The sequence below is a fragment of the Paenibacillus sp. FSL F4-0122 genome (assembly GCF_038002845.1).
Classification (GTDB): Bacteria; Bacillota; Bacilli; order Paenibacillales; family Paenibacillaceae; genus Paenibacillus_AQ; species Paenibacillus_AQ odorifer.
The window spans coordinates 1,030,432-1,041,461 of record NZ_JBBODI010000001.1 but is presented as its reverse complement, the minus strand read 5'-3'; the positions used below and the strand labels follow the sequence as shown (position 1 = coordinate 1,041,461).

Here is an 11,030-nt window from a genome sequence, read left to right as displayed (position 1 = left end):
GGTAAAAGAGGGTTAGCCAGAAAAATTGCCGCTATCCTGCAACTATTTGATTTTCACCTCGTCTGTATGTTCAGTTTCATTTTTGCAAGATGACTTTTGCAAGATGACTTTTAGGTAATCTACTAAGGAGATGACATCATGTCAGTACAGATAAAATTAATAGCAGGCTCTATCCTACTCGCAGGAATGATTGGGCTTGCTGGATGCAGCTCGAACAATGAGGCGGGGAATTCAGAATCCCAGGCAACGGCGCCAACAGAAACGGCTGTCACAGCAACCTCTGAGCCGGAAGTTAGTCCATCAAGCATCCCAGCAGAAACTGCGCCAGCAGCGACTTCCTCCCCTACGGAGACTGATAAAGATTCAACCAACTCAAATTCACAAAATAGCGACAAACAGCTTAAAGAGTTACTCGAGCTTGCCAAAAAGGGGAAGGTGCCTGGCGTAAAATATGCCGCTCATACCGGACTCATTGATGAGGTCGAAGCGGATTGGGGCAAGCCTGATCAACAAGAGTCAGCGGGAAAAGGAATTTATGCTACCTACACTGACAAACATGTCGTGTTTGGATTTAATAAAGGAAGTTTAATCTTCGATGTTCGTTCAAGTGATTCCGCGCTGCAAAAGCTGACGCTGAAGCAAATTGAGGCAACATTCGGCAAGCCTGACGATACCAAAGTGAACGGAGACGATAAGATTTACACCTATCAAGCCAATGACCAATACCAGCTGAAATTTATTATTCCAAGCTCGACCGGTACAGTAGATCATATTTCCGTGTTTAGTGAACAGGACTCTTTTAACAATATGGCTGGGTAAGTGGCATGGGTTAGAAGAGGAGAGAGCAATTTTGCAGAGGAATCTGTGGGTTGCTCTTTTTGTATGTTCTTTTTTGAGGTGGAGTAGGCCTTGGACGGACTGTTATAATGTAACCAATGAGCGGGTTCGGGGAAAGTGAGGTTCTATCATGCAGCTGGAATTAAATGAAAGTGAATATAAAGTGACCGCAGAAGGGATAACGATAGAATTATTCCCAAAAGAATTTACGCTTTTTCAGTTCTTGTATAAAAATAGAGGGCGTACATTCAGTCGAGAACAGCTGTTGGATAAGGTGTGGCCGCTTGAATATCCGGTAGAGCGAACAGTAGATGATCATATTTATCGGCTTCGTAAAAAGCTAGGCAAGTTTCAAGACTTAGATATTAAGACTGTTCGGGGATTTGGTTATAGTCTGACTATGCAGGAGCCCTCAGCTGCTATGGCCAATCCGACTACATATGACTTAGAGATGCAAAAGACGATGCGGGAGGTATTCAAGAAATATCACCTATATGGCCAAGGTCGCTCGATGTTAATCCTCGCACGCCAACAGGATGTTTTGGGGTATGCGATGGATCCGTTTTATTCGATCTATATTCATTTTGTACAGGGAGATTTGGATTGGCTGCTGAACACAACCGAGGTGGGGATAGAGGAACGGTTTTATTCCTTATTAATCTGTTATGTTCTATTGGGTGATCCTAAGAAAAAATTAGAGTTCTGTGAGTTGGTCCTTGAGAAAAAAATTCTTTTGCCGCCTCAGCATCGCGAAGTGGAGATTCTAAATATTCTGGATTTGTACACGCTGGCAGGGCAACCGGAAAAAGCACTGGAACGACTAAAGCTAACATATGAAGTGATTAAAGAGCCGGGGTATGAGAGTTTCATTCCTATAACGGCGACCTCAGAAATGCTTACACACTTGTGGATGGGAACAGAAGATCACGTAATAGAACGGATGGCAACAGACATTGAAGCACTTTTGCTGGAGAAACCTTATTTGCGTGAGATTGGTAGTTATAAAGTTACAAGGGGCTTGTGGTTTCTACGGCGCAAGTCTTGGCGTGAAGCCGAGCAACTGTTGGATGAGGCACTTCAGGTGCTTGAGATGTCAGGGTTCGTGCCGATACGGATATATGCATTGTACCGAATAGTTCATTTTTGTAAACAGTTTCCACCTAAGCCAGCTTTGTATCGCAAATATGTGGATATATTTGAACGGGAGAAGGAAGAGCGGGGATTCCATCGGTTAGAACAATCCTTGGATACCGTGCTTACGAACCTTGTGACTGCCCCCTGATAATTCTCTGACAATTCTCCATTACATTAAGGTCATGCTAATAAGTTCTTAATTGTAATTTGGAGGAATGTTTAATGAATGCTTCAACACAAGCAGGCACGAGCCTGCTTAAGAACAAGGTGTATATGCGTGTGTACAGCGCATATGCGACGGCTACCTTTGGGGATTGGTTCGATGCCTTAGCAATTCAGGTACTCGTAGGGTACCGCTGGCAGGCCAGCCCGCTAATGCTGGCTTTGATTCCGGTCTCCATAGCTTTGCCGGGGATTTTGCTGGGCTCGTTCGCAGGGGTAGTGGCTGACCGACTGAACAAGCTGAAGCTAATGCGGATGTGTGATCTGCTTACGGCATTGTTAACCGTATTCGTATTATTTGCTCCCAGTATGGTGTGGTTGCTCCCGTTATTGATGTTGCGTGCTGCCATTTCTACGTTAAACGTGCCTGCTCAGCAGTCGATGACCCGTAGTATGGTTAGAGAAGACCAACTGCTTCAAGCTACCTCGCTTAATGGGCTTGTAAATCAAGGCTCGAAAATCGCGGGACCTTTACTGGGCGGCTTCGCGTTGTCTGTTCTTACGCCACAGTGGTGTATATTGATCAATGCTTGCCTTAGAGGCTGTTCCTATTTGCTCCTACTTACAGTTAAGAAAAGTGAAGTAGAACAAGTTGGCACAGAAGGCAAGGGCGATCAAGAGGAACGTGTTGCTCTCCGCACGATGTGGAAAGAAGGCTGGAATTTTATGCTGCATAGTAGGTTGCTGCTAAATACCATGCTGTTTGGCATAGTCTGTTCAATGGCTATTCAGATGATTGATTTTCAATTCACCAGTCTATTTAGGGTACTTGCACCCTCTAATGAATCTTTATTGGGCTGGCTCGTGGCGGCATCCGGAGGCGGTGCTGTATTCATCATTATGGTCATGAACAAAATGAATCGCGGAACAGGTTATGGCTGGAAGCTTGGAACGGGTTATGTGCTGATGGGTTTATCGGTTGGGGGACTTGGACTGCTTCAGCCAGGAGCTTCCAGTATTTCTGTATTGCTATTAGGGTTCTTACTAGGTATTGGGAATGGAATTTTTATCATCACGTTCAATTATTGTCTGCAAAAAGAAACACCCCCGCACATGACAGGGCGTGTGTTCGGTATTCAGAGTACCATTCTTAGCGGAGTTATGATTGGCGCGCCACTTCTCGGCGGAATGATGGTTCAGATTGCTGGGCCTAGCCGTATCTTTTTGAATTTCGGCATCGTAATCGCTCTGATTGGTGTGCTGGGCATCGCATTTGGGCGTGTGCTGTGGCCTGCGCAGAAAGAGATGAACGATAGCTCTGTGGAGCAATCTAGGACAGTTGAGGTTATGGAGGGTAGCTAGCAGGTAGCACGCTAGTCTAGCTAGCGGGACTTCCTAGCTGGACTAGATTAGCTAGACTGGGAAGGTTGAGTGGCAGAGAGAACCTAGCGTGGCAAACTAGTTAATACTTAGCTAGACTGGAAGGGTTGAGTGGCAAAGAAAATCTAGCGTGGCAAACTAGCTAATACTTAGCTAGACTGGAAGGGTTGAGTGGCAGAGAGAACCTAGCGTGACAACCTAGCCGATACTTAGCTAGACTAGACAGGTTGAGTAGCAAAGACAATCTAGCCTGACAAACTAGCCGTTCCCTAGCGGGACTAGAAAACTTGAGTGCCAAAGAGAACCTAGCCTGACAACCTAGCAGATACTTAGCTAGACTAGACAGGTTGAGTAGCAAAGAGAACCTAGCGTGACAAACTAGCAGATACTTAGCTAGACTAAACGAGTTGAGTGGCAAAGATAATCTAGCGTGACTTCCTAGCATTTAGTTGCAGAATGTGCAGTTAAATTCCCCTCCATCGATCAAACTGGGATTTAGTTGTATTTTGTGCAGTTATTATTTGATATTCTCCCTTTTAGTCTAGGAATGATGATTTTTAGTTGCACAAAGTACACTTATTTGCTCAGGATGTCTCTTTTTACGCTTAATAGTTGTATATAGTGCAATTAAGAGTCTCCTTAGTCATAGTCGCCTTAATATGTGACTTCTCAGTAAGTGACTTCTCAATAAATATCTCCTTAATAAGTGACCTCTCAATAAGTTATTACTTTGTGATCTAAAGCAACTGCTGCACGAAACGTTATAAGTTACAATATTACCTAGCCCGATAGGACAGTTTCTCGTCCGTAAGGGCTTTTTTAGTGTGTAGAGGAGATTGGCTAGAACATTAGAATTTGTAGAGGAAAAGGATGGAAAGGATGGAAAGGATGGCTACTTTTATTTATATGGTGAGGCACGGTGAGTCGCCCAAACTGCCCGGAGAAACTGAAAAGACTCGCGGACTAACCGCGAAGGGGGAGGAGGATGCCCGCAAGATAACGGAAAAACTACGTCTGGAAGGAATTCAAGTCTTCTATTCAAGTCCATACCTTCGGGCTATACATACGATTTCTGGATTGGCGCAGGACTTAGGAGCAGAGATTCAGAGTGTTGAAGACCTCCGGGAAATCCATTTCTCGGACGGAAATAAGATTATGACTGATCAGGAACTGTATCCATTACTGGCAAAAATGTTTGAAGATCCGGATTTTGTCCCAGTTGGTGGGGAATCCATTCATGCGTGTCAGAAGCGTTCAGTTAGTGTGCTGGCAGAAATACTGAGCAATCACAGCGGTCAAAAGGTTGCTATTGGAACTCATGGGGCAGTCATGACGCTTATGATGAACTATTTTGATGCCAAATATGATCTGAGCTTTCTTCTTCAAACCACAAAGCCGGATGTTTATAAAATGAAGTTCGCAGGCGGAACGTTAGTGGATGTGGAGAGGTTATGATTATTGGGGACTGCTTACAAGCGTCCCGAGTCATCATCAACCTGAGGCTTACGGACCCAGATGACATTATTCGCAGATTATTAGCCTTTGGAGCATGGTTTCGGACTCCAGCGTCGTTATTCCTTAAAAAGAGCACCTTATTGGGTGTTTTTTATGCCAATAGCGACTCTGGGGTCCTTTCTCATCCCAAAAGTGGGGAATTGCTGCATATAAGGTCAGCTGTGTCCGATAGCGGCTTCACACACGTAAATACGTACGAGTAAATACGTACACGTAATTAGATACACGTAAATGGGTACGCGTAAAATACATACGCATAAATAAGTACACATAAACACGTACGCATAAATGCGTACAGGTATAAGTACGCGTAAACTACGTCCACGTAAATATCTACGCGTAAATTACGTACGCATAAATACGTACGAGTAAATACGTACGCATAAATACGTCCACGTAAATACATACGCAAAAATATGTACGCGAAAATATTACCGAATCAAATGAAAATGGGTAAGGGGATTTGGATTAAGTAAGGTTGGCTTGTGAACAGTACTTCCACTATGAAAAATACGGCTTCACAAGCCAAGCTGTGTTTAATCATAACGTTAGTCTGACTTTAGGCTATTCTAGCTAAGGCACTGACTTTCTTCTACTCTAACAATAGAACTATCTACAAGCAATAGATCTATCTATAGTCTATAGAGCTATCTACAAGCTATAAAACTATCTACAAGCTATAAAATCGCTTAGCATTCGCAGTCACTAACTCTTCCGCTTCGCCGGGGGTGTAACCATGGAGCACTCCCCAAGCAGCGGCGACTTCGCGAATCATAGACGGATGGGTTATATTCCCAGCAAAAGGTCCTTCGAACGGCCAAGGCCCATCGGTTTCAGCCATGACTAGCTCTGGGGGATAACGGCGGGCAAGCGCCTGTATCTCCGGCTCATACAGGATATCCGGGGTGAAGGAGATATAGTAGCCGTTCTTAATCATGCGGGCAATGGCTTCTTCTGGACCTTTGAACCAGTGAAAGTGGGCATGCTGTATGTTATGTTTTTCCAGGAGATCACAAGCAATAAGCGCATCTTCATAGACAGCATGCAGCACCACAGGTTTATTGAGACGGGCAGCTAACCCAAGCAACTGATCTAGCAGCTCAATATAGGGGTCCATATCAAAGGTTTCGCCACGTTCTAAAGCTTCAGCACGCGTATAGTAAGGCAGCCCGATTTCCCCCACAGCAATATAATCCTCACTAGATTGACTCTCGATCCATTTCAGCAGAGCAGCCAGCTCAGCATCCTGCGGCAGGGGTTGCTCTGGATGAAAGCCATAAGCTGGACGGACCACGCCGGGATTTATGGCTGCAAGTCTTTGGGTGCGTATACAAGAGTCCAAATTCATAGAGACAGCGATAAGGGCTTTAATTCCCATGTCAGGTAGTTCACTCAGTATCTGTTCGGCAACTTCAGGTTCATATTGCTCTAAATGTATATGGGCATCAATCATAACTGTTTACCCTCCACGTAAGAAGCTAATTCCTCATGAACCTCAAAGCGAATAGAGTCGGGTTCCATTCCATCTTTTCCCGGTTTGTAGGCAAAGGTTAGTGTGCCAATACTCTCCAGAAATCCAATATAAACATTTGTTTCCGCCTTTAGCTTGCCCTCTTCCACTATGTAGTGAGTAACAGCACCAATGCCGGCTTGTTCGCCTAGATTGCCATCCTCAGCACGATCTGGATATCGCAAAGTCACCATGGATGGAGTTGAGCCTTTAACTTGAATTTGAATCAGGGCGTCCCCTTTTTCATTAGAAATTTTTGACGTAACCAATGCGGAGGCGGCTTTATCTGCAGAAGGGACAGTGACTTCTTCCCACGGGTTAGGCTTAATCACGTGAAGTTCCTGCATGGACATGCCCGTACCTGTTCCGAGCCACAGAATGACAACGACTTCTTCCTGTCCATCCTGATCGATGTCGGCATAATGAATCTCAGGAGGGTAACTTAGGAGTCTGGGTGTTTCCCAATCAAATGTATGCTTGTTACCGTTCACCTCTACAACAAATCCTTCGTAGGTACCGCCATCTTTAAGGGCAGTATACAGCTTCACTTGGTCATTTTCTGTAGCAATAGCGAGAGGTTCGCTGGGTGTTCTGACGGTAGTACTAACATCCCCTGATGTTATTAATACTTCAGTTCCAGCTGCATTCAGCTGCGCAGTGGCACCAGACAGAGAGTTTAAGGAATCGGCAGGAATATATAAAATACCATTTCGTAGAATAGCTGGTCCTTCAAGCGAGGTTTGATATCCATCAGCTTGCATATACTCATTGTCCGGCGTCAGAACATAACTACTGCTTCCATCAGAGATGGTCAAGGTCTTTAAGTTATTATCCCATTTTTGTTCTGAGGTGTAGTATTCCATTAGTACTTTTGCAGGTACATAGACCTTATCATCTAGGAAAAAAGGGGAGAGAGTAGGAAGAACGGCTTCGCCGTCCACGATTAGTTTCAGTGGTGCTGAAGTAGCTTGTGTTTGATTAATAGCCATTGTTGTATCCATATCTATGGATGCCGATGCTCCGCATCCGGCCAAAAAGAGCGTGATAGCTCCTATAGCGATGATTTTATTCATAATTACCTCCAGGATAAAGTCCAGTCCCCTTAAGTATAGAATAAAACAGCGCGTTGTAGGTCACTTTCTATTAACAAAGAGAATACAAGCTTGTTACAGTTCGCTAGTTTTTTATAAAATGCAGGCATCCACGCAATAAACGACGAGTGTAATAGAAAGAAATGAACAAAAGTAAGGAGAGGCACAGACCAATTGGAAGGCTGAGAATGTTCGGGAAATCATAATCTGGGAAGGCATTTAGTCCTATCCCTTTGATGCCAACAATACCTAGCACACCACCGATAGGTGCAATGATTGCACAGACAACACTCCCCACGGCCCAGACACTAAGGATCGGTACACAGAACAAGATGGTGGCACCTTTGGCGATATTTTTGAGTACAGTGGCTCCTGACAAATGAGTGATTTTTTCCATGTAGACTCTCCTTTATTGGTTTAAAAATACAGTTCGGTCAACTTGCGACTTAAGATCCACCGTTAGACTTTTGCTATAGCGGATTTCCCCAATGGTACAACCCGGTCCGACGATGATTTCTTCACCGCACACAAGGTCAGCTGTCGTCCGGTATAACGTTATGCTAGTTCCTTCAATCGTTGTGCAGGTAAGTTTTCGAAAAGGGTGCATCAGCGCATTAATCAACTTGGAGGAGGGTTTAACGATAATGTCACCGCCAGCTCTCATAACCTCGACTGTGCTTCTATTGCCTAAACGGATCTCAATCGATGAATCTGCATTTAGTCTCTTTATGTTCACAGCACCTTCAGCATAAAAAGTCCCGGCTGCAGCATTTTCTGCTACGGACATGTATCCAGAAGATCGGAGATTATCTGCTTGGATATTTTGAACGCGCAGACTCCCTAGATTGTTTACCTGATTGGCCTTACAATTCCCCCCAATTGTACAGTCGCCAGATACTTTGAGTTTTGATGTCGAGACACTACTTTTAGTACTTAAGTGGCCAAACACATCAACAGTAACCGCACGAATATTCTCTCGGACAAACAGCGAACCTCTTACCTTCAACGGTGGATCGATCATGTCAGTACGTTCATAAGTATTGTTATTATTGGACATTTACAGTACCGTCCTTCAAAATATATTTTAATGATTAAAATATATATTCATTATAATATATAGTCAATATAATAATTTGGGAGTTTAACATAAAAAACACTGCCGTCAGTTTCCTGACAGACAGTGTTTATAGAAAAGAGTATAGCTGATAAGGAGCAAAATGAAGGCTGTTAGTGCATCATTTGTTCCATCAATTTATTTATTTGTTCTAAAGTTCCGGAGATTTTATTCAGATCTGAGGTAGGAAATGCTTCAAATATTGTATGGATACGCTGATCGCCTTGTTCTGTAAGGACAATATTGACAACTCTGCGGTCTTCTTTAGTCCGCACCCGTTCAATAAGTCCGGCTTCCTCAAGTTTATCGCACATGGAAGAAGCGGCTCCGGGTGTGACCACGAAGCGTTCAGAGATGTCAGTAATGTTCAAGCTTCCGGTAAGCCGGAGTTGAAACAGCAGCATGATCTGATTGTGAGTCAGGGTTTCCTTTTTAGTGATCATATCAATGAAAAACTGGGATTTCTGCTGCACATTTGCCATAGATTCCATGACCTTATGGATAGCATTTTGTTTCTCTTCCTTTGTGCTCATAACATTGCCTCGCTCCAATTTACTTTAGTTACTAAAATATATAGAAGCTATAATAAGCTTGTCAAGTTGACGGGTTACTATAGCTTGGTTAGAAAGACTGAATTTAGCGCTGGAACCCTTCTTTTTTTATATCTTGTAATGAAATTGGAAATATATCGTATTAACTGATGATTTTACTTAGCTAAGTGAAAATTTGGTGGGAAAGGAGAGTTAGATTGATGCATGAGCGCGCATTGCTTCATCCTTTTGTTAAAGAGAATATACAGGAAAATACTGACATAGATGTTTTGTTCACAACGATTTTTGAAACCTACTATAAAAGAATATTCAACTACATCGCTTACCGGGTTAGTTCTCTCCATACGGCTGAGGATCTGACAAGCCTTGTTTTTGAGAAAATGTTGGCGAAACTATCGACCTATTCTCAGGAAAAAGCTCCTTTAGAGGTATGGTTATTCGCCATTGCCAGAAATGTGGTCAATGATCATTACCGGAGTTTTAAAAGGAAAAGTTTCTTTTCGCTGGATGCCGTCAAGGAACTGGTTTCTAGCAGAAAAGATCCGGAAAGCTTGATCCTCCAGGGAGAACGTAGTGGAAGGCTTAACGAAGCCTTGAATACATTGAGCTCAAAGGAGCGGAATATTGTGGCTCTAAAATATGGAGCTAATCTGAGAAATAGAGAGATTGCCCAGGTTACGGGAATTTCGGAGAGCAATATCGGTGTGATACTCTACCGGACTATGAAAAAGCTGAAGACTGAAATAGGGAGCGTGGAGCAGCTATGAACAGTAAAGACATACAGCAGAAGTTCTCAGCAGATTTAGATGAAAGTATATATGGAGCGGCAAATGATTTAAAGGGTGCTGGGGAGTACAAGGAGCTGCTGGAGCTAGGCAGGGTTCTGGCCCATAAAGATTTCAGCGAGGGCTCTGACAAAACAGCCATTCTGAATAAGGCTCGGAGAAAGTATGCCGGCCAAAAGGAGGAGAAAGGATTGCATACAAAACATAGATTAAGACGTCCTGCTGTTATGCTGGCAACTTTGCTAGTGGTTAGCGTATTAAGTGTAACTTTTGTGCAGCCGTCATTTGCACAGGAGCTGTTAATGAAAGTATTGCAAACGATAAACTTAGGCCATATTGTAGCCCATGAAGTAGAATTTTCTGCGGATTCCAACGTGATTCCGGATGACTTTAAGGGGAAGATTTTTGATAGCAAAGGAAATGCGCTTGTGACCCTCGACGCTGCTCAAAAGGCAGGTGATATCTACAATGCTGATGGGGAAAAAATCGTCGGAGTTGAAGACGGCAGACTGGTTACGCAATCTGAGAGGGATCAAGAGAAAGCGGAATTGCTGATCGAGAGGGATTCTAGCAAGCTAAATGAATATACGATTTTTAATGTGGGATTGCCGGAGTATTTGCCAGACGGTTATACCTTTGATCGTGCAGAGTTTTATAAGGATAGCAATGGTGAAGTAATCAACAGCAAATATATTAATTTATATTTTGTTAATGAAGCTACCGATGAGATCATCTCGATGCAGCAGCGGCACGCTGATTCCGAAACGGCTTATGAGATGTCGACGGATGGCACCATCGAAAAAGTGAAGATTAACGGAGTTGATGCTGTATTGGTTAATGGAAAAGGGTTGGACTGGGAAGCCAATGGAGTCTTATACGGTGTAACATCAGCTAGCTTGGACAAGAATGATTTGATCAAAGTTGCTGAGTCTATCCGCTGACTGATTTTTT

General features: G+C 43.6%; 11 protein-coding genes. 6 read left to right on the top strand and 5 right to left on the bottom strand.

The annotated features are described in order from the left end of the window. The first annotated feature begins 138 nt into the window (after positions 1-138). The 4 genes from MHH49_RS04430 to MHH49_RS04415 all read left to right on the top strand — a co-directional run bounded on the left by MHH49_RS04430 (position 139) and on the right by MHH49_RS04415 (position 4,968). Positions 139-819 carry a YjgB family protein gene (locus MHH49_RS04430; protein WP_076141949.1) on the top strand — a complete coding sequence of 227 codons (681 nt, stop codon included), beginning with the start codon at positions 139-141 and terminating at the stop codon, positions 817-819. 148 nt (positions 820-967) lie between these two features. Further along, entirely contained in the window at positions 968-2,119 is a 1,152-nt protein-coding gene (locus tag MHH49_RS04425) for a winged helix-turn-helix domain-containing protein (protein ID WP_051491128.1), read from the top strand. Between the two features lie 74 nt (positions 2,120-2,193). Continuing rightward, complete coding sequence (locus tag MHH49_RS04420) at positions 2,194-3,495, top strand: MFS transporter (RefSeq protein WP_339823796.1); 1,302 nt, start codon at positions 2,194-2,196, stop codon at positions 3,493-3,495. Positions 3,496-4,401: 906 nt separating this feature from the next. Continuing rightward, positions 4,402-4,968, top strand: a complete 567-nt coding sequence (locus MHH49_RS04415; protein WP_341137923.1) for a histidine phosphatase family protein — start codon at positions 4,402-4,404, stop codon at positions 4,966-4,968. Between the two features lie 730 nt (positions 4,969-5,698). Here the strand turns inward: MHH49_RS04415 and MHH49_RS04410 are convergent. From MHH49_RS04410 to MHH49_RS04390, 5 genes are all read right to left on the bottom strand, one after another. Next, the gene (locus tag MHH49_RS04410) at positions 5,699-6,481 is read right to left on the bottom strand and encodes a TatD family hydrolase (protein ID WP_076273331.1); all 783 of its coding nucleotides are present in this window, start codon (positions 6,479-6,481) and stop codon (positions 5,699-5,701) included. Further along, complete coding sequence (locus tag MHH49_RS04405) at positions 6,478-7,611, bottom strand: copper amine oxidase N-terminal domain-containing protein (RefSeq protein WP_076273332.1); 1,134 nt, start codon at positions 7,609-7,611, stop codon at positions 6,478-6,480. The genes MHH49_RS04410 and MHH49_RS04405 overlap by 4 nt, the downstream gene beginning before the upstream one ends. A gap of 103 nt (positions 7,612-7,714) precedes the next feature. After that, complete coding sequence (locus tag MHH49_RS04400) at positions 7,715-8,026, bottom strand: hypothetical protein (RefSeq protein WP_036686758.1); 312 nt, start codon at positions 8,024-8,026, stop codon at positions 7,715-7,717. Between the two features lie 12 nt (positions 8,027-8,038). Further along, positions 8,039-8,686, bottom strand: coding sequence for a hypothetical protein (locus MHH49_RS04395; protein ID WP_036686760.1), 648 nt, complete (start codon positions 8,684-8,686; stop codon positions 8,039-8,041). Positions 8,687-8,856: 170 nt separating this feature from the next. Further along, positions 8,857-9,276, bottom strand: a complete 420-nt coding sequence (locus MHH49_RS04390; RefSeq protein ID WP_051491478.1) for a MarR family winged helix-turn-helix transcriptional regulator — start codon at positions 9,274-9,276, stop codon at positions 8,857-8,859. A gap of 218 nt (positions 9,277-9,494) precedes the next feature. On the opposite strand from MHH49_RS04390, the gene MHH49_RS04385 reads away from it, so the two are divergent. Next, positions 9,495-10,061 carry a sigma-70 family RNA polymerase sigma factor gene (locus MHH49_RS04385; RefSeq protein WP_076104676.1) on the top strand — a complete coding sequence of 189 codons (567 nt, stop codon included), beginning with the start codon at positions 9,495-9,497 and terminating at the stop codon, positions 10,059-10,061. Further along, positions 10,058-11,020, top strand: a complete 963-nt coding sequence (locus MHH49_RS04380; RefSeq protein WP_076273334.1) for a DUF4367 domain-containing protein — start codon at positions 10,058-10,060, stop codon at positions 11,018-11,020. The genes MHH49_RS04385 and MHH49_RS04380 overlap by 4 nt, the downstream gene beginning before the upstream one ends. Positions 11,021-11,030: the final 10 nt, after the last annotated feature.

Bases quoted from the DNA above. Each gene is read 5' to 3' on its own strand.
- MHH49_RS04430 (WP_076141949.1), top strand. From the start codon at position 139: ATGTCAGTACAGATAAAATTAATAGCAGGCTCTATCCTACTCGCAGGA.
- MHH49_RS04425 (WP_051491128.1), top strand. From the start codon at position 968: ATGCAGCTGGAATTAAATGAAAGTGAATATAAAGTGACCGCAGAAGGG.
- MHH49_RS04420 (WP_339823796.1), top strand. From the start codon at position 2,194: ATGAATGCTTCAACACAAGCAGGCACGAGCCTGCTTAAGAACAAGGTG.
- MHH49_RS04415 (WP_341137923.1), top strand. From the start codon at position 4,402: ATGGCTACTTTTATTTATATGGTGAGGCACGGTGAGTCGCCCAAACTG.
- MHH49_RS04410 (WP_076273331.1), bottom strand. From the start codon at position 6,481: ATGATTGATGCCCATATACATTTAGAGCAATATGAACCTGAAGTTGCC.
- MHH49_RS04405 (WP_076273332.1), bottom strand. From the start codon at position 7,611: ATGAATAAAATCATCGCTATAGGAGCTATCACGCTCTTTTTGGCCGGA.
- MHH49_RS04400 (WP_036686758.1), bottom strand. From the start codon at position 8,026: ATGGAAAAAATCACTCATTTGTCAGGAGCCACTGTACTCAAAAATATC.
- MHH49_RS04395 (WP_036686760.1), bottom strand. From the start codon at position 8,686: ATGTCCAATAATAACAATACTTATGAACGTACTGACATGATCGATCCA.
- MHH49_RS04390 (WP_051491478.1), bottom strand. From the start codon at position 9,276: ATGAGCACAAAGGAAGAGAAACAAAATGCTATCCATAAGGTCATGGAA.
- MHH49_RS04385 (WP_076104676.1), top strand. From the start codon at position 9,495: ATGCATGAGCGCGCATTGCTTCATCCTTTTGTTAAAGAGAATATACAG.
- MHH49_RS04380 (WP_076273334.1), top strand. From the start codon at position 10,058: ATGAACAGTAAAGACATACAGCAGAAGTTCTCAGCAGATTTAGATGAA.